This is a genomic window from Nitrosomonas communis (assembly GCF_001007935.1).
GTDB classification, from domain to species: Bacteria; Pseudomonadota; Gammaproteobacteria; order Burkholderiales; family Nitrosomonadaceae; genus Nitrosomonas; species Nitrosomonas communis.
Window position 1 is genome coordinate 141,667 of record NZ_CP011451.1, and the last position, 19,653, is coordinate 161,319.

Below are 19,653 nucleotides of genomic sequence, written 5' to 3' on the forward strand. Positions count from 1 at the left end.
ATGGTATTACACTTCAATAACTAGCTGTTGCAGTTTACTCTTTGTCCAACTGCTGAGTCGTGTCAGCCAAACGGTTTAGCAGAAAGTCTAGGACGAGAACTTTGAGAACAAATAACTATCCACCCAGCTTCAGCAGATTAAGCAACATTACTCATGATGCTGCGCATCATCAACCTGGCAGCGATGCCATTTTGTGTTTAACAAAATCCAGCTTAGCTTTTTCTGCCTGTAAAAATGATTGGAAACTGCCTCAGTTAAAAAACTTTTGTGATCAAATTAAGACCAAAAGTCATCCAGCTTTTTGCACGTAAGGAGGGAGAATGCATGTTTAGCAATAATAGACACTACTTGCCTGTTTTAGCGTATCGACCGGCTGAAATCGCTACCACCGTGTTAACACACCACCGGCGTATATTGTTACATGGCCCACCTGGAGTCGGCAAATCGACGTTGGCTGCTCAGTTGGCACACGAACTCAACAAGGCTGGCCAAAGCTGTTATGGTATCTGTGCTGATCCCGGTTCGCCTGCCTTTGGTTTTCCAGGCGCTGTTTCTCTCGCTAGATGGCAATCGGATGATTGGCAGATGTGCAGTTATGAAGCTCTCTGCAGTCTCAATGCCAGTCGTTTCCGTCTGCCATTGGTTTTAGCGATACAACACCTTATCCCATCGTTTGATGACAACATACTGTTAATTGATGCCCCTGGCGTCACCCGTGGCGTTGCTGGTAGCGAATTGCTGCAAGGTTTGTTTGAAGTAGCAGCTGTTGATGCTGTGCTCATGCTTACTACGGCTGGTCGACCTCCAGCGCTACTCGATGAACTGCGTAGCTTGACGAGTCAGATCTTCATAGTCCCAGCCAGCGTGGAAGCCAGGCAACCCGGAAAACGTAGTCGCGCTCATCAGCGTACAAAGCTATGGAATGACTACCTTAAGCAGGGTATTGAACAAACGGTCGATCTGACGCAAGTAAATATTATCGGCACACCACCTCCTTTAGGTGAAGTCAGTGCCTGGGCTGGAAGGCAGGTCGCATTATTGAATCGCAATCAGACACAGGTCATGGCCGAAGTGAAGCATTTGCACGGAAAGCAGCTAACTGTCAGGTTGCCATACCTACCGCACGCTTTCGATTGTGTATTGATCCGAGATACGCAGCGTTCGCTCAGCGGTCTAGTGGAAACAGCGGTACCGTTTGCGGCAGAACCGCTCACCTACCTACCGGCCTCCAATATGAGCGACCTAGCTCTGCAAAATAGTGGTATGCAAGTGATGGGGCGAGTCGGGCAAATCGATTTCTGTCTGGTCAATGGGATTCTTGGCGACCCACTATTGCACGTGCGCTTGCGGCAGCAAAGGCGGAGCCTGTTGTTCGATTTAGGAGAGGGGGTGCGTCTGCCAGCACGCATTGCCCATCAGGTAACGGATGTTTTCATCAGTCATACTCATATCGACCATATTGGTGGCTTCATAATGTTACTGCGTTCGCGCATTGGAAAGTTTCCGCCATGCCGTCTGTATGGGCCGCCGGGATTGGCTCAAAACATCAAAGGTTTCCTGCAAGGTATCCTATGGGATCGGATCGGTGGGCGCGCACCCCAGTTTGAGGTAGCAGAAGTACATACCGATCATTTATTGCGCTTTCGCCTCCAAGCAGGCCAGCAAGCATGTGTGCCGTTAGACGAGATCAAGTTGGAAGCAAATGTGATCCTGCAAGATGCAGATTTCCGTATTCGAGCACAATTGCTAGATCACCACACACCAGTGCTGGCCTACGCCTTCGAACCGACGAAGGAAATCAATATCCGCAAAGATTATCTGCAAACACATAACCTGAAGCCAGGGCCTTGGTTAGCCCAGGTAAAAAAATACCTGTTGGCCGGAAATGACGAAGCAATCATTACTCTACCTGACGGCACGATGATCAGTGTGGCGGTTATCGCAAATGACCTGGTCCTGATCAAGCCAGGCAAGAAAATAGTTTATGCGACCGATTTTGCGGATACCGCAGATAATCGCCTGCGGCTACAGACTTTAGCTCGATACGCCCATACCCTTTTCTGCGAAGCTTGCTTTATGGAATCAGATACCAGCCAAGCTACGCAGACTGGTCATTTAACTACACGCGCTTGTGGCGAAATCGCAACAGCTGCTGAAGTTGCCAGACTAGTGCCCTTCCACTTTTCCCAGCGCTATGCTGACCAGCTACAGCAGGTTTATGATGAGATACATGCTGTCTGCTCATGTGTTGTTTTGCCGCCTGCTTTGCAACCTATTGGGCGTACTAACAAGCAGGATGAACTATCTTAGCAAAGCCGACCCTAGCTTAGCTGCGTCAGTAAAAACCGGGCAATGATCAGCGCCTGCACAACGATGAGAGAAATGCAAAAATGCCTCCTATGCCATGAGCTTAACTCTCCCATTAAGCAGTCAACTGCAATTTCCAAGTTTCGTCTTTTATGTCCTCGATTTTCTGGTACCCCATCCTTATTTTTGGCATACAGACTGATCAACTCTTATTTAGCAGTTACTTAGCTTGATAATACCACTAGCAAAAATAGTGCTCTCCGATGTCAAAGTAGGCAAGAAAATTAAACTGTGCAGTTTGTTGATCAGGGCAGTCATGCCGGAAAATCAGGACCGTACCACGAGGCATCCCATTCCCTGACGAACCAGGCTCTGGCAGGCAGTATGCGCTTCGTTTTTCTCTAAACCCACCAACTGAGCTCGATAGAGTTTGCGATTGCGAACCTCAACCTCAGTGACCACCACTTCACCTGCTACCCAGCGGGTAGCAGCTTGCGCCTGGGCCTGGGCCCGGTCATAGGCACGGTAGGAACCGATCTGAATTCCCCATCTGTTGTTGCTATCCACCACAACAGCCCTCTGGGACGCAACAGTGGCTTCTGACTGAGTAGCCTGCTGCATCATGGCCGTCTCGATAGTTCTTGGCTGCAAGGAGGCTGGTTTGGAGAGAGGAGCCGACATACTGGCTCTCATGGCTACGACTGGCCTCGTATCCACCATACTGCTGACATTACGGGCTGACTTGGTCATAACTGATTGCGTAAAGCTGCGATCCAGCAACTGGGCCATATGCTGATCGCGCGAGGTGGCACTTTGTCCTCCCATTACCACCCCAACCACCCGTCGGTTTCCTCGCTTGGCAGAAGTAGCCACATTAAAGCCAGAAGCCCGGATAAAGCCGGTTTTCAGGCCATCTACACCGGATATGTTACGTACCATACGGTTGTGACTATGATAGGTCATACCTTTGTAACGAAAGGATTGGGTCGAAAAATAATGGTAGTACTGAGGGAAATCCTTCATTAACCGCATAGATAAGATCGCCATATCCCGGGCCGTAGTTCTCTGTTCACTGTGCGGCAGACCGGAGGCATTGCGGAAAATAGTGGAATGCATGCCAAGCTTGCGTGCTTTCTCCGTCATCATGCGGCCAAAATTAGCTTCAGTACCCCCCAGCGCCTCGGCTACTACCGCTGCCACATCGTTGGCAGAACGGACTATCAATGCTGGAATCGCATCACGTACGCTAAGGACCTCACCCGATCGTAGCCTGATATTGGTCGGCGGCATGGATGCTGCATGAGTCGATACCCGCATGGAAGTATAAAGACTCATCTTCCTTTTCTCCACCGCCTCAAATAACATGTAGAGCGTCATCATCTTGGTTAGAGAAGCTGGGTAACGGCTGGCATCAGCATGTGACTCGTGCAGCACTTGAGCCGTATCCACATCGATCACGATGGAAGCATGGCGAGGATTCGCCTGTACCTGGCTTACCAGGAAGAGTAACAACAATACAGCAAGGGCAAAAAAATCTTCTCTCCTTGCACCTTTCACAGCAAACATGGAACCTTTCCTTTCTGCAATAATGCAAATCATTCTATCAATCAATCAATCAATGAAGTTATCTATCGATGAGCCCACTCATCATCTTGTCTTGTCAATAGACAAAATGAAACAAACTGCTACTGAATAGCATATAAATTAACTTATCCATCGTCGTCACCTACGCCGCAATCGCAATGTCTCGAGACAGCCTAGGATTTAGGAAAAACGAAATCATAGGGCCGAACTTGGCACCCATCAGCCTTCAATGGCTGCTAAACAAATCACATACAAGTGGCAAACTTAAATGATGGATATATATATCCTCCCTTGCATGATCATCAAATAACCTGAGCTTTTTCCTTATCCTGCTTATTTGCATATTTCAAAGGCTATGTTGCTTTATCGTTTAACGCCTGCCGAGCAGATTGCTCCATGCATTAATTTTTTCACACACTCCACGATCTAATTGGTTGCCAACCATGGCTGCATAAATACAGCGAATCATTCCCCATAGCAATTTAAAGTCAGGTCAATGTAATAGCTGTGATTTTATCCGAATTGCGGTTAAACGCCATACCTGATTTGTGGCTATTAATACATCTAATTATTTGCACTGATTCTCTGCGGAAGGATTTAAGGCCGTCTTTAAAAATTCAGAGTTCTAAACAAGACAAGGCGAGAGCAAAAATGTTGACGCAGCCTATCACTGATAAGTAAGGAAACATCTTTTGTGAACAACGAAGTATAGTGACGAGACGAGGTAAGCAGGCAATCCACAAAGCGGATGCTCGCAAATATGAATTTTTAGAGGTACCCTTAAGGCGTATAGGGTGTCTATTACTCCATCGCCAAATCAAAACTGACACAAAGGCGAGCCGCAGACCGTATCCATCATACGGAAAGGTGAAGCTGATAAAGTCAATTTTGGTTTAGCAATGAAATTACCACTTCATCGAAGGAGAATTGAATAATGCTGGAATCTTCTTTTCGTCTCGGCACTGTTTTTGGTATCCGTATCGGCGTGCACTATACATGGTTTATCGTCTTCTTTTTGCTAATCAGCTCACTTTTCGTTGTATTCAGAAATGCCCATCCAGAATGGAGCAGTCATGACACATTTCTGACCGCTTTGCTGGCCACATTGCTATTTTTTGTCAGCATCATCCTGCATGAATTAGGCCACAGTCTGGTAGCAATCGCTCACGGAATCAAGGTGCGCGCCATCACACTCTTCGTTTTTGGAGGAGTGGCACAAATTGGGAAGGATGCAGATACTGCCGCAACCGAATTCTTCATTGCGATTGCAGGGCCTCTGGTAAGCTTTGCTCTCGCGGGTCTCTTCTATTTACTTAAACTTTGGCTAATGCCCTACAGCGAAACCGCCACGGCAGTACTCGAGTGGTTAACAACTATTAATCTTGTAGTAGCCATCTTTAATCTCATACCTGGTTTTCCAATGGATGGGGGTCGTATTTTCCGTGCCCTGATATGGAAAATGACTGGAAATGCTGTTAAAGGAATGCAATGGGCTGTAATGAGTGGCAAGATAGTTGCCTATGGTTTGATGATGACAGGAATGCTGATAGCCTTACAGCCAGCCATGCTGGTCAATGGTTTATGGCTAATGGGGATAAGCTGGTTCTTGCTTGCCATGGCAGAGGACAGCAAGCGTACTTATTTCAGGGAGCACCTGGCTGGCCATGTATCTGTTGGTGATGTAATACAAAAAGAAGTCCCGATGATAACTGCAGACATGAGCATACTATCCTGGATAGATGAAAACATGTTGTTAACCGGCCATCGTGCGTGTCTAGTAATTAAAGATAACCAGACTATCGGCTTAGTATCACTTAGTGATATAGTTAAGTGTCCACGTGAGCAATGGTCCAACACGTCAGTGCGCAAGATCATGACCCCGCTTAAACGCCTTAGTATCGCACAACCTACTAACAGCATCCTTGAGGTATTACAAATCATGAATGAGAATGGCATTAACCAAGTGCCTGTACTCGACCAGGGGAAAATTATTGGCTGGATCGATCGCGAACATATACTGAAGATTTTGCAATTACACCTTGATACCGGTCGTTAGCCTCGTCAATATGGCTCCAACTATCAGGATTTATCCTATATAGCCAATAAGAAATATAGCATCCAGCCGATAAATGGCTAACCGGTAATGCCCCTACCTATACACTGGAAATATGAGGGTTTATTATTCACGCACATAGATCGGTAATCGTGGCTGCCACTGGCGCCATCCGCTTACCCCTTCAGGCAAGCGCTCATGCGCACCTAATACTAATACCCCCCCTTCTAATAGTCGTGTTTGTAATTTATGTAGAAATTGCACTTGTCTCTCCAAGCTAAAATAGGTAAACACCAGGTTGCGGCATAGCACCAAATGATAAGATCGCATGTCTATATCCTGCTCTACATCGCTTATCGAGAAGGTGACTGGATGCTGATAAATAGGAGAAAGGCAATATCGATCATTGATTTGTCTGAACGCTTTTTGACGCCATTCAGGTGCTAAATTCTTGACACTACTAAATGGATAGCACGCTTTGCGCGCCTGTTGAATCATGAGTGGCTCAATATCTGTTGCAGTAATCGAAATGACCACTTCTGGATAGCGATCTTGCAAAACGAAAGTCCAGAGTAACACCAGGCTATAAGCCTCTTCACCTCTGGCGCAACCTGCACACCAGCAATAGAAGTATTTTTCACCTCGTAGTTGCAGCTGAGCACATAATCGGGGTATTAATTCACTTTCAAGTCGGTTAAAAACGACTTTATCGCGGTAAAAACGCGAGATAGTAACATGACACAAGCTGGCCAGGATTTGCCATTCAGAGACATGGTTAAGCAAATAATTACGATAAGCCGATTCATCCACAAGACCTAACTGGTTAATACGCTGACCTATACGTTTACATACTTGTTTTCTAACCCGACGGAAACCCGGCCAACGCAGCTGCATCTGCGGTAGGACCCACTGCAAGAAATGAATACAGGCTTCATCTTTCATAAGTGTTAGCTATTTAATACTTGGCTTCTCTTTCCTGTTATTGTTTTAGCACTACTTCCTATAAAAACAATGCTCTTGCATCCAGTTTATTGCAAGCAATTTAATTGCATTGTTAAAACTTTATCTGGCTGGATTAATAACGCGCCAGCCAGATCGCTTGCTTTTTTTTTCAATATAATTATTGTATTAGCATGGAATAAAAATTGTAGGCTTATGCATTATTGCTTGTCTCTTTGTTATTCTTTAGCATCAACATAAAACAAAACTGAACAGTTTGATTCATTGCTTCTGCGCTGCTTCAAGTGTCAATCATAAAATCGACACAAACATTAAGCCATATTGAACCAATTATTTGGTTCAGTATGGTTCTGACGCCAGAATATTTTGGCTAAACGGATGATGAAGTTTTTCGCAGGAACCAACTCTCAAGCTGAAATTAAATATTGAGAAAAAACCAAAGAGGTATTTCAATGGAGATTGCTGACAAAACACTGAAAAGAACGACTCTGACGTCTGTGAAAAGCATGCTGGCTACCCCATTAGCTGGCATGGCGACATTTTTATATGTTACGTGGCAATTGGTGGTAGAGCAGCAATTTTTCTTACGCATGTTGTTTGTGGAGCGAATGGGTAAACGCGGTGTAGTGAAACTGCCGTTAGGATATGGAAATGTATTGGCACTAAAGAGCATCATGTTGTGTCAACATCTCACTAATAATCCTAACCTGTTGCAAAAAATGCGTCGGCAAACAGAGCAGCGCATGCTAAAAAGATTGCAAAATTATAATCTACCACGCCGAGTTGTTTTAAATATTGCGGAATATCATCCTGGTAAGATTGAGCCACACCAGTTTTACCATGAGCATGTCAAACGCGCCGTTCCATGCATTTTACGTGGCTTTGTAGAAAATGCGCCCCAGGACTGGACACTTGCAAGATTAGCGGAGCGATTTCCAGACACCATAGTGCAGGTTCTGGACAAGAACGCTAAGAAAATGATTAATACATCACTCAGCGAAGTTGCACTCGATCTCCGCCGTAATTTCATTCCGCAACAATTATTGCTCGACCAAAACCCAGCCTTCTACCATTATTTCGGTATTCCACGGTCACATGCTTATTTCCCCGTGATGGGCCGTCCATCCAAGCCCATTCTGAGTTTTCTTATACTTGGTTTGGGTAAAGGGTTGAACGCTAATTACCACTGCGAGGAAGGTATCAACTGGTATCAAGCTGTATCAGGATCCAAGCACTGGACGTTGATTGAGTCCGAGTATTCCTGGTTGTTATATCCAGCTGCTCGTGGCAATGGTATGCGTCGGTTTGCAGATTTTCGTGCTGATGAGCAAGGCGAACCAAGCGATCGTGATACGTATGCATTGGTGGAATACGCACCGCGCTATGAATTCGATCTGCACCCGGGAGATGTTTTATTTTTTCCAGCGTGGATGTGGCACAAGACCATCAATCTAGATGAGGAAGGGTTAGGGATTACTTGTCGATACAGTGCGCCAGCAGTGATGTCGAACAGGTATTTCCGTGGCCTGCAGCTGCTCTCCGCTGGCTTCTGGAAAAGCTGCGTCGAAGTTATCAGCAGCAGCATACGCGGTAATATTGGCGATCTAGCTAAAGATACTGACCACAACGAGCAGGAAACCCCGCTCTACTGAAAAAGACCTGGCTGCTATTTTTCAACAAAACTGAAATTAATTAGCCCATTTGACTATTCTTGATCGGTTAAACACGAGTACACAATGACGGAAAAACTGCTATCTTTATATGACGATAAATACCGGCAAAAAATATCATGGCAAAAATGATGCGTGCTGTACGGTTTTTTGCTCTTCTTGGGATCGCTTTGTTCCTGTCATTTCCCATTTATAGCGATGTGATCCCAGATGATTCATATATTGCAGGTTATGCCACAGGGATGCTCAAACGTGATTTTCAACTTGATCTCTCTTCCCTGGTGGTACGCAACGGTGTTATTACCTTGCCAGTCGGTAACTTGTCACCCGAAGATCGTGCTCAAGTTCAACAAATGTTATCTGAAATCCCGGGAGTAACCGGTGTCGAATTGGTTGAGGGCGTTCCTCAACAAGAGCTGGCGGTTCTGCCACCGCCAGCTAAACAGGAAACACCGATCACTCCCTCTGGGAAAGTCGCGAAAGTTTTTCCTACGGGTTTTTTACCAACCGGCCATTTATTTTTGCCATTACTGGCTGACCCACGCTGGGCACATTTCTCTGCCAGTTATCGCAATTATGTAGGTGCCGATATTGATGGAGAAAATAATGGGGCAGTCAGCTTCGGCGAAACTATCCCCTTCTATCGCGCCAATCTTGGCCCAACCACGATCCAATGGGAAGCAGGACTGCAAGCGGGTGTTTTTAGCGACTTTAATCTCGATGCAAAATCTTCCGATCTGATCAATACTGATTTTATTGCTTCTGTTTACTCAAGCATGCGCATGGGTCAACTTTCCGCTTTTGCCCGTATTTTTCATCAAAGCTCGCATCTCGGCGATGAGTTTTTACTGAGAACCCGGTTGGAACGCGTCAATCTGAGTTATGAAGGGGCTGATCTCAAGCTTTCATATGAGCTGCCATACGGAATCCGAGTCTATGGCGGAGGGGGGGGTATTTTCCACAAACATCCTTCAACCATTAAACCCTGGTCAATTCAATATGGGCTTGAATTCAGAAGCCCTTGGCGTCTCGATTTTGCCGCAATGAGACCTCTACTGGCTGTTGACTTAAAGAATCACCAACAGAACGATTGGAACGTGGATGTGTCTGCCAGAGCCGGTTTTCAGTTCGACACGCATCAGGTATTTGGTCGCAAACTGCAGTTTATGATAGAGTATTTTAACGGTAACTCTCCCACTGGTCAGTTTTACAAAGAGAAAGCTGAGTATCTCGGAATCGGTGCGCACTATCACTTTTAACTTTAAACCCAGTAAGTGTATAGCGCAAAGGAAGATAAATCAGTGAGGCAGGCACATTGAGGCTATATCATTCCATTTCCAAATCAAAAATGAGGCGAAGGCGAGCCGCAGACAGTATAAATAATACGGCAAGGTGAAGCCGACAAAGTCAGTTTTGATTTGGAAATGGAATTAGATCATGGCTTTGAGCTAGCCCTTACTTACTAATCGTTACCATTCCAACATTGCTGATTATTTCATCAACTCACACATGAGGCTGTTCACGTCTACCGGCGTTCCCAAGCGGCGAGCAACCTCTAAAATTTGGCCAGATCTGGGCTTGACTAAACGGGAACATGCTTTCGAGTTTGCATAAATGCTGTCTTGACAGTAAGCCGGCCTTGCACCCGAGCAAGCAGATGTATTGGCGTAGCTAGAACTGCTGCAATAGGATGGGTACGATGCGAAACATGCACCGGAATTGGCATAGCTATCACTTTCGCAATAAGCTTCGTTAGCCAGGAAGCAGGCACCTGAATTGGCGTAACTAGAGCTACTGCAATATATTGGGTGTGATATGAAGCACGCACCCGAATTCGCATTGCTATCGCTTTCACAGTAAAATGCATTCATCAGGAAACATGCTCCTGAGTTAGCAAAGCTTGTACTATCACAATAGGAGGGATGCGAGGCAAAGCATACTATGGCATCAGCATTGGTAGTACTTTTACAATATTCTGGCGGCTCAGTAGAAAATGTATAACCGTTGAACAGATTCAAAAGCAGAAACAATAGCATGGACCGCCAGATACTTATCATCACCCACTCCGATATGTCTCTTAAACTTTGTCCTGAACCTGAAAAGAACACTCATTCCGCTCAACACCCCAAACAGCATCAACATAACAAAGCATTAGGTTGTCAGCCAATTAGCTGGGTTTAAATCCATTCGAAATTTCAAATAAAATCCTGGAACTTCCTCGTTCAATTAATCCAGCTAATTTAATCAATCATTCAAGTAGAATAATCAGATATTGACTGTTAGCAGTACTATTTTCTGGAAACATTTCCCAGACAGTGAAAAATAAGTCATAGACAACAGATCAAACGTCAGCATTGTGTGGCATATTCACATTTTGGGTGGGCATTAAGCCAGATCGATCAGCTGTAACTCTGCAATGTGGCTTATCATTAGCAATATCGAAATCATTTTGCAAGTGAAATGGCTGCAGGTTTTCCAGGTGATCCGGACTACCTGGTTTAACATTTACAATCTTCCAGCCATATTCTGACTTTGCATTATTATAATTTTGTCGATTTATCCATGCACCACATTGATCCTTGCGCCACTCGGATATATCTTGCTCTTGCGTCCCTCTTCCTTTTTCCCAGACTGCCTGTACCAGATTAACATCAATAGCCATAGTCTTCTCCTGCAAAAAGGTTTTTTAAATATTTCCTAATGATCAGAACGAGTATTTTCCGCACTGCCATATTTAAAATTTATCAATCCTATTTTTCAGCCTCTTATTAGAATTAGAATACAGGATAAGCAGCAAATTCCATCATGCAGATAACAAAGGAAATTATCAGCAATATATGGCTTATCTCCTGCTGTGCTCTGAGAAGCACAGGCTGAGTATTTACCATGGAGAAATGATCGACGCTGGCGCATGCCATTCTCACGGCGCCGGAAGCAAAGAAACTCGCTCTATCTGCGGCTCGCTTTCGCGTCATTTATAATTTAGAAATGGAATAATGAGTAATCATTGCCGCACTGCTGAGGCTGTCGCCGCCAAGCTTGCGATCACCGAAGTCAAACCAGAGATTCTGCCGGAAGACAAAGGCAAAATTGGCAGAAAACTACGGGGGCAGCCAGAAAGGTAGCTATGATCGTCGATGACATCGACAATGTACCCGCATTGGCTTGCGGCCGATGTAGGCATTGCTATCGGGACAGGGACCGATGTCGCCATGAAAAGCGCGGGCATTACATGTCTCAAAGGCGGCCTGTCCGGTATTGTTCGCGCTCGCAAGCTATCCATGGCAATCATGAGCAATATCCGACAAAAACTGGTCTTCGTGTTTATTAACAACGCTGCTGGAGTACCTGTAGCAGCAGGTATGCTCTATCCTTTCTTTAGCATCCTGCTCTCGCCGATATTCGCTGCCGCCGTCATGTCACTTTATTCGATCGTATCATTAGTAATACTTTGAGATTACAGCTCGTTTCTCTCGAGTAATCGGCCGATAACGTGGCTGCAATACATAAAAATTATCAGAATTTTTTTCAATTTGAGTTAGCCAAATTACTTTCCGGATCATTTCTCAACATGTTTGACAACATATAGGATTCTGGGTACATTCCGGCTAGATTAAAAAATATTTAAATTAACTTTCCTTCCAATGCAATGATATTAAGAATAACGCGCTTCTCGAATGCATGCGCTCGAAGATGATCGGAGTAAAATATCAAGACTTCTCTCGAAGCATAATGCGTGACTCCGGGCTGAACTCGAAGCGGCATAGGAAGCTGCCGATCAGTGCTGTAATTACGGAAAGCGTCAGTCGATGTGGTGCAGTCTTGAGAGCCTTGGCGCATGAGTCATGGATTAAACATTTTTTGAATAGCTTACCTAAATCGTGCGTTTCCAAGGGAGTTACATTGATACTTATGTCCAGAAGAAAAATCGTATTCCTATCGGCCACCGTTAAAAATCAATTATACGGGGCCAGACTCATCGTGCATTCATCTGATAGATATCTCATATTACGCACTGCTATGCACCCTGCTTTCCGATTGCTCGCTAATTGTTTTCGATGCTCTCTCTTGCTAGTTTTGTTTATTTGCTTTGAAGCACTTGCCCAAGGAGCGCGCAGTATAGAAGGATGCAATATCCGGCGGGGCACGTTTTGTGTGGATATGAACCTGTATGGGAGCGATCTTCAAAATGAGAATCTGGCAAATTCTCAGTTCACTCGGTCGATACTTTCCAAAGCGAATCTGACTGGAGCCAATCTGAATGAAGCGAACCTATCGAGTACCCAACTACGCGAGGCCAACTTGAACCAGGCCTCACTGGTAAAAACGAATGCCCGGGGCGCACGCTTCAATGACGCCCAACTGGTAAAAGCGAATCTGCAAGGGGCCATTCTACAAAATGCTGATCTCAGTGGCGCTAATTTAACAGGAGCCATGCTGACCAACGCAGATCTCACCAACGCAAAGCTTGGCAATGCCATACTCGATAATGCCGATATTCAGCGTGCTAATATGCGCGCAACTCATTTGCGGGGAGCATCTCTGGTTAACGCTAATTTGCAGGGAGTAAATTTTACTGGTGCCGATCTGACTGACGCAGATCTGAGTGGAGCCAATCTCGATCAGACTATTTTTAACATGACACGTACGAGCGGATGCAAGAACTGCCCCTAAAGCGTGCGATGCTTCTCCAACTCTTGTGTATCAGCAGCATACAACTCGAATAGCGCCTGAATCTACTCATCGAATCTTTGTAACCAGATTGATTAAATAAATGATGCAGATTCGCGTCACCGCTGGTCGGCAATAGCAAGTGAGGGAGCTATCATCACGACGGTATCACGACTCCTGCTATTCATTATAAGAGCCTGGTAATTGTATAATTCTATACATCTTTTCCCATATCTAAATTAAACCGTCTTTATTGGTTTCTCTTTACTGCTTATTTACACTGCCTGCGGTTCGCCTTTATGTTATTTCTGATTGAGAATGAAACTGCGTGAAGAGAATATTTGATTAAGGATAATCCTCCCTCTAAAACAAAGTATCGCAGGGAGTCCCACCACTTCTTTACTCTATCCGTATACTTTCTTAGTAGCGTTCGTTCGCTTGGTTACAGACTGTAATAACGTGAGTTCGACATAAGAATCATCACATCTCGATTGGAAGAGCTTGAGGAAGTCTGATATTAAGCGAGGGTTTCTTCTCATGAATAATGAGGGAGATTTTTCTCTAAAATCGCTTCACCATAAGGAATTCAGGTTCCCTTTACAGCTTTTCTTATCCTGAAATCAATTGAATATGGCAAAAAAATACCGCCCGAAGGCGGCTTAAATAAGTAGCATGTCATGCCAACAAGGTCAGCCGTACTACATGGCATACTTGGGAGATATCGATTCCCTCGGCACCTTCGTTTTCTTTTAGGAGCCTTTAATTCCCGCCGAAGACTTTCAGAATTAAAGAAATTCTATTGAAGATTTTTAGGTGGCGGTAATATGAACTGGAGCTGCTCTTGCTTGCCGTTTACAATATCATCTGTTAATTGGCAAAGATAATTTATTGTAATGATTGAAAAACCTGGCTCAAGCTCTTCTATCTCGCCATGCTGATTTTCAAGCATATTGATAACCGCAAAAAGTGAGCCATACTCAAGAGCAACAGTCGTGTTATGTTCATCCACAGAGGGGGCAACAATTATCTTATCTTGATATTTTAACTGCTGAGGTACTGGAGCAATAATATTGGTTTCATTCTTGTATAAAAGATTATCGTATGTCCCATAATCGACAAGCAAAACGCCAGAGTAATTCTTTTCATTGCAAAACTGTCGAAGGATATTGGCGTAATCACGATTTGACTCAGTTTTGATATTAGGATGTAGCTTTTTCATTATTACCTCCTTATAAAGTTGTCACTACAGCTGCCGAACTTTTATCAGACAACTCTATGTTTTAACAATAAAATGACACTTTATTGCTGGGATAACAAGGCATTTAGTGTCATGCATATATATAGCTGCCCTGTTTGATAGATAGGATGAAGTTTTAGTCCAATCCGCCTGTTTCGATACGGCAGTATGGATTACGCATGTTGGTTGTGTTGATTATTGAGAATGATTTTGATTGTTTAGTAATATTGATTTCGTTGTTTCAATCTGTTTGATTCCTTTTTGTTCGATTTGTTCTTCTTGTGGTTGTAGTCTCGCTATGATGCGATCTGTTGAAACGTAGAGCAGTATGGGAGCAATAGGAATTGCTGTGTATGATGCCCATAGTTTTAAAGATATTAGCCTTGCTAGGTTTGCTCGTTATCCACATTTTCCGTGGATAATGCTGTGGATAACAGCCTTATCTTGAGTATGGGTAATGCCTATTTCGAGTGCTATAAAAATATGCTAAAGCTTTTTCCTACCTAGCCGATGCAAAATTTGCATCAAGATAATTTTAATTGTTGCTGTATTGATACTTATCATAATCCTTTGCAACCCAGTGGATTGTTCACGCTACTCACCGGGACCTTAAGCGAGGATTCCTCCTCACGAATAATGATGAAACTCTTTTTTAAAAGCTATTTATCATCAGGAATTCAGATTCTTTTGCTGCTTTCTTATCCCGAGCTCATGTTAATTAGCGATTCAGAAGTGAGTATTTATTGTTCACCGAATAAATAGTGCGTTGTATTATGTGCGGTGCAATATTAAGTATTCATTTTCAAAAACAGCTAAATCGCCGACTATCATCTAAAGCTGCTGGTAGAATCAATGTGCTGAATTGTGCGCCTTTAGAAATATCACAAAGCGCCTGGCGCTCAGCCGGATTGTCCATATAGCTTTGCTGATATTCTGCATTTAACACAGGTTTGCCGTTAGCAATAAAATTGATCAGCGCGTCACACTCATGGAACTCATGACATTGCTCATTAATACTAAAGTCAAAATAATTGATTAAGTCAGGAATTTGATCCAAATCATTTTTGAGCCCAACCGACAGCCCCCTTTTATGTGCTTCATTGGCAATAAGCTTGTTAAATGCCAACTGATCCCTGGCGCTTATATCAAAGCCTGAATTATTTTGATAAGCATCTATATTATCCGGTTCCACGCCATCACAACCTTTTAGTAGGGCTAAATTGAGCCGTGAAATCATGATTTCTGCTACGTTATGCGAGCGAATATCAAGCCATCGCTCATCTGGCCAATCATCCAAAGGATTACCCAGTTCAGCAGGCTGGAATTTATCTTTATCTGCTCTAAAATCTTCATAACTGCCTGCCGAGAAATAACAGATAACCTTTTTGCCAGAAGCTTTGAGTGTATTAATCAAGGATGGGGAAGAATTAAACAGATCAATATCGTAAAGTTGAACTGGATAATTCATATCGATGTCATTATCTTCAGTGGTGTCATTCATTGCATTTTTCATTGCGCCTTTCTTAGCAGCTTTTAACTGCCATTGCCAGGTTATTGCTACAGGCGGTTTGTACCAATTACCAGTAGTAACCGCTGGTGCATCAGGATCAAGTAACGGTGCTTTAGAAAGAAAAAACAATTCAATATTGGAGTAATTGCTACTAACTGCATCATTATGAGCTTTTACTGCAACAATGAAAGCAGCGCCATCCCATAACTCAATTGAGCCAGATGTGGCATTACCCATATCAACATTTTTAATGCTTTCTGGACCGGTAAAAGGAAAAGGTGCATAAAATAACTGATAGCCACTGGCATTTGGAACTGGAGACCATGTAGCCGATATTTTGGTGCCTTCTTGCGTTACTAAAATAACAGGTGGGTTTAATGCATCTGCTAAAGCGAGACTATTAGTTAATAGAAGAAAAAGTATCAGTATGATCAACATGATATTGTTATTTATTCTTTATTATATTATTAATATTAAGGAATAAAAGTTAAGGTGACAATAATACGATTGCATACAATTTTATTCCTCATTAGGAGGAACCTTGCTAAGAACAACTTATGTATTCTGCCTGTCCGCTATGGAGCCGGAGAAGAAGAAAATCTTCCCTTTGTGATCTTGCACGGTGGAGATCAAATTATGTCTTGATCCGATGAGTATCTATAGTTTTTCATCACCTTCAAAGATCATAATGCAAGCGTTTTAACTATTTGCGCGAAATATGTCCCTGTTGAGCAGTCGTGCCAAAGAACGGCAATGACAAAGCATATCATGATAGAGAAATAGCAATCGCAATCGCATATCAAACCAGTTTCATTTCGATAGCTCTATATCAACGAGTTCGTTGATTTCAGGAGAGATGAGGCTAAGATATTCGTTTGCCTGATCTATATCCATATTTGCTCTTTCGAATATTTCACTCATTCTGTCAGAAAATGAATCATCAGTAAAAAATTGGCTTGGCGAATATCCCATAACTTGCGAAACTGTTAACTCAATATATCTTGATGCTATATCAATATAGCTACAATAAAACATTTTCTTTGAAAGTTGAGCGTAGCACTCCGCTATTTTCTCAATCATGCCAGATACTCTGGATTCTCTGAACCCGGCAACTGCTACCTGTGATGCTTTAGTCATTGCTCTTTTCACGTCTTGATATGATTGAGCATATACTGAAGACATAACAGAGCTAATTACTATGAACAGCATTATTTTTATTGCTCTCATAATTTCAATTATTTTGTTAGTCCATGTAAGCGTTTATTTGTTGCGTAACAATAGCTTTCACGTCATAACGCAACTTGCTCAGAGCATTGAATTATGCTCATATCTTAATGGGAATCATGAAATTATTTATAATTTAAGACTCTGTACCCTAGTTCAGCTAAAACTAATTTTAGCTGAACAACTTAGCCTAACCTTGGTTTTGTTTAGGAATTAATATTAATTTTCAAAGGGTATTAAACATCGTACTTACTCAATTTCCGGGAAATTTCTGATTGCTCTTGTTTTCTTTCCCGATGCTTTTCACACCTTTTCTCATGATGATACGTTTTCATTTCTTGCAGCTTGGTATTTTGCTCAGGAGTTAATATCTTTTTTAATCGTGATTGAGTTTCCTCACGAATTGCTTTGTGTTTGTCGCCCTGCTCTCTCTTTAAAAAGGGCTTCAATTTTTACTTTTTGATCTTCACTTAACCTCAGTTCTCTATTGAGCCGCTCTATTTTTTAGCGCGGTATTGTTCATGATTTCCTTCCTCGCCTGAATGTGCGACTACCGTCAAAGGTAATACCAAAATAATTACTATACCATATAGTTTTGCATGCATAGTCCAGTTCTCCTAATGATTAATGATAATCAAGTAGTTTATTACTAGTCTTGAGTTGACTATAGGTAATAAATGTGCAAACAGTTTGCAGCAACTGTGAAAAAAATATGGAAGTGAAGTGTATGACTAAATTTCAAATCTATCCATGTATACTTCTCATGAATGAAAATTTGGTTTAAGTGAGTGCGCCAATGTCATGAATAGAATAGAATCGTTGTATGTCCTCACGCTACCGCCTAACCGATCAAGAACTCGCTGAGTTAGAGTTTGAACACCGTCATAATACTGATAAGCGTTATGCTGATCGGGTTAAGGCTGTTTATCTGTTAGGTAGAGGGGGTCGGTCACCAGGATTGCACACGCCCTGTTGATTGACCGTGAAACGGTACGCAATCACTTCCAGCGATAGGGTAAAGGCGGTTTGGCTGCCTTGCAAAGAAACAACGCTGGCGGCAGCGACGCTGCGCTTACAGAGGAACAGCAGCGCTTGCTGGATCAGCATCTGCGTGAGAATCTCTATCTCACTGCTAAAGAAATCGCGCATTACGTGAAGCAGACGTGGAGGTTGCTTACAGCGAAAGTGGCATGACCCATTTATTACATCGATTGGGCTATGTTTACAAAAAACCCAGGTTGATTCCAGGCAAAGCTAATGCTGAGTAGCAAAGGGAGTTTGTTGAATACTATCAACCCCTGAAAGCAAAAAAAAGCACCGGATGATCCGATTTATTTCATGGACGCCACGCATCCGCAGCACAACCCAATCGCTGATATGGATGGATCAGACGTGGCCAGGATCATCAAATTCCGAGCGACACAGGTCGACAACGCATCAACCTCAATGGCGCTATCGATTGCGCTGGACTATGCCCAATCATTCGCTATTGACTCGATCCATGCACAATCCACGAATTGAATTGATCTTCCTGCCACCTTATGCACCCGATCTGAATCTGATTGAGCGCTATTGGCGATTCTTCAAAAAAGAAATTCTGTATGATAAATACTATCAAACTTTTCCCTTGTTCAAGCAAGCTTGCGATGATTGCTTTGCTGCTTCCAACGGCTATAGGGAAGCGCTACGCTCCTTGTTGACCGATAATTTTCAGATTATCGATTGCGCTTGAGTGCCGAAATTTGAAGTACGACCAGTATAGAAGAAAAAGGTTAAGCGTCATTGTATGCTATAGTAATTTCTGCTGCTTATAGTTTAAAGCAGCGCCCGTTTTCTTGATGTTTTTATCAGTCATATATTTGTTATCTTTAGGAGGAACAACAGTGAAACAGATACTATTCTCTTTTGTTTTTTTGGGGTTACTGTTTATATTGCCAGCTTGGGTTATAGCGGGAGAGCACCAATCTGCGCGTGACAGTCAAGTACAGGCTGCCGGACCATATAATCTGGAGCTGATAGCAAAGGATGGTCAATTGCAGCTGTATGTCACTGATCGCATGCACAATGCAGTGCAAACTAGCGGAGGCTCGGCAAATGCCAATATTATTGACAAAGATGGCAATCGCGCTACTGTCCAGCTAAAGCCAGTTTTTGGCAATATCATGAGAGGGTCTGGGGATTTCAAGATAACCCCGGATACAAAAATATCTGTGCTCCTCGCAATGGATGAAAAAGGCACGCATGTGGCACGTTTCTCTTTCAAGGGTAAACCAGAAACTGCACCCGCGCAAACGACTGAAAGCGACAATCATCAACCACATGAAGGTGCCTCCGAAAACGGATCTTCCGATGAAGATTGAAGTTAGATAGCAATTTATTCCGTCAGCTAAGTGGGCCGATGTGACATTTAGCTGACGGTCGATAGGGCTCCAAAAAA

22 protein-coding genes are annotated in these 19,653 nt (G+C 43.4%); 12 read left to right on the plus strand and 10 right to left on the minus strand.

Annotated elements, in window-relative coordinates:
- Positions 1 to 324 precede the first annotated feature (324 nt).
- Positions 325 to 2,310 carry a Clp1/GlmU family protein gene (locus AAW31_RS18550; RefSeq protein ID WP_052751976.1) on the plus strand — a complete coding sequence of 662 codons (1,986 nt, stop codon included), beginning with the start codon at positions 325 to 327 and terminating at the stop codon, positions 2,308 to 2,310.
- 324 nt (positions 2,311 to 2,634) lie between these two features.
- Here AAW31_RS18550 and AAW31_RS00580 read toward each other — a convergent pair whose 3' ends face one another.
- Positions 2,635 to 3,873, minus strand: a complete 1,239-nt coding sequence (locus AAW31_RS00580; protein WP_046848755.1) for a D-alanyl-D-alanine carboxypeptidase family protein — start codon at positions 3,871 to 3,873, stop codon at positions 2,635 to 2,637.
- Between the two features lie 952 nt (positions 3,874 to 4,825).
- Between AAW31_RS00580 and AAW31_RS00585 the strand changes: the two genes are divergently transcribed.
- The gene (locus tag AAW31_RS00585; protein WP_046848756.1) at positions 4,826 to 5,947 is read left to right on the plus strand and encodes a site-2 protease family protein; all 1,122 of its coding nucleotides are present in this window, start codon (positions 4,826 to 4,828) and stop codon (positions 5,945 to 5,947) included.
- A gap of 123 nt (positions 5,948 to 6,070) precedes the next feature.
- Here the strand turns inward: AAW31_RS00585 and AAW31_RS00590 are convergent, their stop codons facing one another.
- Positions 6,071 to 6,886, minus strand: a complete 816-nt coding sequence (locus AAW31_RS00590) for a CheR family methyltransferase (RefSeq protein WP_046848757.1) — start codon at positions 6,884 to 6,886, stop codon at positions 6,071 to 6,073.
- A gap of 470 nt (positions 6,887 to 7,356) precedes the next feature.
- Here AAW31_RS00590 and AAW31_RS00595 point away from each other — a divergent pair, with 470 nt between their 5' ends.
- Both AAW31_RS00595 and AAW31_RS00600 read left to right on the plus strand, forming a co-directional pair.
- Complete coding sequence (locus AAW31_RS00595) at positions 7,357 to 8,556, plus strand: cupin-like domain-containing protein (protein ID WP_046848758.1); 1,200 nt, start codon at positions 7,357 to 7,359, stop codon at positions 8,554 to 8,556.
- A gap of 137 nt (positions 8,557 to 8,693) precedes the next feature.
- Complete coding sequence (locus AAW31_RS00600; RefSeq protein ID WP_235264435.1) at positions 8,694 to 9,833, plus strand: DUF1207 domain-containing protein; 1,140 nt, start codon at positions 8,694 to 8,696, stop codon at positions 9,831 to 9,833.
- 323 nt (positions 9,834 to 10,156) lie between these two features.
- Here the strand turns inward: AAW31_RS00600 and AAW31_RS00605 are convergent, their stop codons facing one another.
- The 3 genes from AAW31_RS00605 to AAW31_RS00615 form a co-directional block, all read right to left on the minus strand.
- Complete coding sequence (locus AAW31_RS00605; protein WP_046848759.1) at positions 10,157 to 10,441, minus strand: hypothetical protein; 285 nt, start codon at positions 10,439 to 10,441, stop codon at positions 10,157 to 10,159.
- A 474-nt stretch (positions 10,442 to 10,915) separates the two neighbouring features.
- On the minus strand, positions 10,916 to 11,236 hold the full coding sequence (locus tag AAW31_RS18555; RefSeq protein WP_052751977.1) for a PDZ domain-containing protein: 321 nt from the start codon (positions 11,234 to 11,236) through the stop codon (positions 10,916 to 10,918).
- Between the two features lie 112 nt (positions 11,237 to 11,348).
- Entirely contained in the window at positions 11,349 to 11,549 is a 201-nt protein-coding gene (locus tag AAW31_RS00615) for a hypothetical protein (RefSeq protein WP_046848760.1), read from the minus strand.
- A 21-nt stretch (positions 11,550 to 11,570) separates the two neighbouring features.
- On the opposite strand from AAW31_RS00615, the gene AAW31_RS22960 reads away from it, so the two are divergent.
- Positions 11,571 to 11,699, plus strand: coding sequence for a hypothetical protein (locus AAW31_RS22960; RefSeq protein ID WP_258920404.1), 129 nt, complete (start codon positions 11,571 to 11,573; stop codon positions 11,697 to 11,699).
- Between the two features lie 12 nt (positions 11,700 to 11,711).
- A complete protein-coding gene (locus AAW31_RS00620; RefSeq protein WP_144412799.1) occupies positions 11,712 to 12,029 on the plus strand; it encodes a hypothetical protein in 318 nt (105 codons plus the stop codon).
- Between the two features lie 169 nt (positions 12,030 to 12,198).
- Here the strand turns inward: AAW31_RS00620 and AAW31_RS00625 are convergent, their stop codons facing one another.
- Positions 12,199 to 12,414, minus strand: a complete 216-nt coding sequence (locus AAW31_RS00625) for a hypothetical protein (protein ID WP_046848762.1) — start codon at positions 12,412 to 12,414, stop codon at positions 12,199 to 12,201.
- Between the two features lie 180 nt (positions 12,415 to 12,594).
- On the opposite strand from AAW31_RS00625, the gene AAW31_RS00630 reads away from it, so the two are divergent.
- Positions 12,595 to 13,248, plus strand: a complete 654-nt coding sequence (locus tag AAW31_RS00630; RefSeq protein WP_052752360.1) for a pentapeptide repeat-containing protein — start codon at positions 12,595 to 12,597, stop codon at positions 13,246 to 13,248.
- Between the two features lie 793 nt (positions 13,249 to 14,041).
- Here the strand turns inward: AAW31_RS00630 and AAW31_RS00635 are convergent.
- The 3 genes from AAW31_RS00635 to AAW31_RS00645 all read right to left on the minus strand — a co-directional run bounded on the left by AAW31_RS00635 (position 14,042) and on the right by AAW31_RS00645 (position 17,219).
- Entirely contained in the window at positions 14,042 to 14,464 is a 423-nt protein-coding gene (locus AAW31_RS00635; protein ID WP_046848763.1) for a hypothetical protein, read from the minus strand.
- An 820-nt stretch (positions 14,465 to 15,284) separates the two neighbouring features.
- On the minus strand, positions 15,285 to 16,430 hold the full coding sequence (locus AAW31_RS00640; protein ID WP_200899679.1) for an endo alpha-1,4 polygalactosaminidase: 1,146 nt from the start codon (positions 16,428 to 16,430) through the stop codon (positions 15,285 to 15,287).
- A 372-nt stretch (positions 16,431 to 16,802) separates the two neighbouring features.
- Positions 16,803 to 17,219: a hypothetical protein gene (locus tag AAW31_RS00645; protein ID WP_046848764.1), complete on the minus strand. Its 417-nt coding sequence runs from the start codon at positions 17,217 to 17,219 to the stop codon at positions 16,803 to 16,805.
- Between the two features lie 820 nt (positions 17,220 to 18,039).
- Here AAW31_RS00645 and AAW31_RS21565 point away from each other — a divergent pair.
- Entirely contained in the window at positions 18,040 to 18,192 is a 153-nt protein-coding gene (locus AAW31_RS21565; protein WP_162488638.1) for a hypothetical protein, read from the plus strand.
- On the opposite strand, the gene AAW31_RS23310 is transcribed toward AAW31_RS21565, so the two are convergent.
- Positions 18,141 to 18,365 carry a hypothetical protein gene (locus tag AAW31_RS23310; protein WP_082110288.1) on the minus strand — a complete coding sequence of 75 codons (225 nt, stop codon included), beginning with the start codon at positions 18,363 to 18,365 and terminating at the stop codon, positions 18,141 to 18,143. The two genes, AAW31_RS21565 and AAW31_RS23310, sit on opposite strands and share 52 nt — an antisense overlap.
- A gap of 41 nt (positions 18,366 to 18,406) precedes the next feature.
- Between AAW31_RS23310 and AAW31_RS23315 the strand changes: the two genes are divergently transcribed.
- The 4 genes from AAW31_RS23315 to AAW31_RS00660 all read left to right on the plus strand — a co-directional run bounded on the left by AAW31_RS23315 (position 18,407) and on the right by AAW31_RS00660 (position 19,576).
- Positions 18,407 to 18,484: a winged helix-turn-helix domain-containing protein gene (locus tag AAW31_RS23315; protein ID WP_392390553.1), complete on the plus strand. Its 78-nt coding sequence runs from the start codon at positions 18,407 to 18,409 to the stop codon at positions 18,482 to 18,484.
- Between the two features lie 70 nt (positions 18,485 to 18,554).
- The gene (locus tag AAW31_RS21035) at positions 18,555 to 18,737 is read left to right on the plus strand and encodes a hypothetical protein (protein ID WP_158441315.1); all 183 of its coding nucleotides are present in this window, start codon (positions 18,555 to 18,557) and stop codon (positions 18,735 to 18,737) included.
- Complete coding sequence (locus AAW31_RS23320; RefSeq protein WP_158441317.1) at positions 18,718 to 18,948, plus strand: transposase; 231 nt, start codon at positions 18,718 to 18,720, stop codon at positions 18,946 to 18,948. The genes AAW31_RS21035 and AAW31_RS23320 overlap by 20 nt, the downstream gene beginning before the upstream one ends.
- A gap of 151 nt (positions 18,949 to 19,099) precedes the next feature.
- Positions 19,100 to 19,576 carry a hypothetical protein gene (locus AAW31_RS00660; protein WP_052751980.1) on the plus strand — a complete coding sequence of 159 codons (477 nt, stop codon included), beginning with the start codon at positions 19,100 to 19,102 and terminating at the stop codon, positions 19,574 to 19,576.
- Positions 19,577 to 19,653 lie beyond the last annotated feature (77 nt).

Bases quoted from the DNA above. Each gene is read 5' to 3' on its own strand.
- AAW31_RS00645 (WP_046848764.1), bottom strand. From the start codon at position 17,219: ATGAGAGCAATAAAAATAATGCTGTTCATAGTAATTAGCTCTGTTATG.
- AAW31_RS18555 (WP_052751977.1), bottom strand. From the start codon at position 11,236: ATGGCTATTGATGTTAATCTGGTACAGGCAGTCTGGGAAAAAGGAAGA.
- AAW31_RS00620 (WP_144412799.1), top strand. From the start codon at position 11,712: ATGACATCGACAATGTACCCGCATTGGCTTGCGGCCGATGTAGGCATT.
- AAW31_RS00605 (WP_046848759.1), bottom strand. From the start codon at position 10,441: ATGCATTTTACTGTGAAAGCGATAGCAATGCGAATTCGGGTGCGTGCT.
- AAW31_RS00600 (WP_235264435.1), top strand. From the start codon at position 8,694: ATGGCAAAAATGATGCGTGCTGTACGGTTTTTTGCTCTTCTTGGGATC.
- AAW31_RS00615 (WP_046848760.1), bottom strand. From the start codon at position 11,549: ATGACGCGAAAGCGAGCCGCAGATAGAGCGAGTTTCTTTGCTTCCGGC.
- AAW31_RS22960 (WP_258920404.1), top strand. From the start codon at position 11,571: ATGAGTAATCATTGCCGCACTGCTGAGGCTGTCGCCGCCAAGCTTGCG.
- AAW31_RS23315 (WP_392390553.1), top strand. From the start codon at position 18,407: ATGACCCATTTATTACATCGATTGGGCTATGTTTACAAAAAACCCAGG.
- AAW31_RS21565 (WP_162488638.1), top strand. From the start codon at position 18,040: ATGTCCTCACGCTACCGCCTAACCGATCAAGAACTCGCTGAGTTAGAG.
- AAW31_RS23310 (WP_082110288.1), bottom strand. From the start codon at position 18,365: ATGCGCGATTTCTTTAGCAGTGAGATAGAGATTCTCACGCAGATGCTG.
- AAW31_RS00585 (WP_046848756.1), top strand. From the start codon at position 4,826: ATGCTGGAATCTTCTTTTCGTCTCGGCACTGTTTTTGGTATCCGTATC.
- AAW31_RS18550 (WP_052751976.1), top strand. From the start codon at position 325: ATGTTTAGCAATAATAGACACTACTTGCCTGTTTTAGCGTATCGACCG.
- AAW31_RS00595 (WP_046848758.1), top strand. From the start codon at position 7,357: ATGGAGATTGCTGACAAAACACTGAAAAGAACGACTCTGACGTCTGTG.
- AAW31_RS00625 (WP_046848762.1), bottom strand. From the start codon at position 12,414: ATGCGCCAAGGCTCTCAAGACTGCACCACATCGACTGACGCTTTCCGT.
- AAW31_RS00635 (WP_046848763.1), bottom strand. From the start codon at position 14,464: ATGAAAAAGCTACATCCTAATATCAAAACTGAGTCAAATCGTGATTAC.
- AAW31_RS00640 (WP_200899679.1), bottom strand. From the start codon at position 16,430: ATGTTGATCATACTGATACTTTTTCTTCTATTAACTAATAGTCTCGCT.
- AAW31_RS00630 (WP_052752360.1), top strand. From the start codon at position 12,595: ATGCACCCTGCTTTCCGATTGCTCGCTAATTGTTTTCGATGCTCTCTC.
- AAW31_RS21035 (WP_158441315.1), top strand. From the start codon at position 18,555: ATGGACGCCACGCATCCGCAGCACAACCCAATCGCTGATATGGATGGA.
- AAW31_RS00590 (WP_046848757.1), bottom strand. From the start codon at position 6,886: ATGAAAGATGAAGCCTGTATTCATTTCTTGCAGTGGGTCCTACCGCAG.
- AAW31_RS00580 (WP_046848755.1), bottom strand. From the start codon at position 3,873: ATGTTTGCTGTGAAAGGTGCAAGGAGAGAAGATTTTTTTGCCCTTGCT.
- AAW31_RS23320 (WP_158441317.1), top strand. From the start codon at position 18,718: ATGCACAATCCACGAATTGAATTGATCTTCCTGCCACCTTATGCACCC.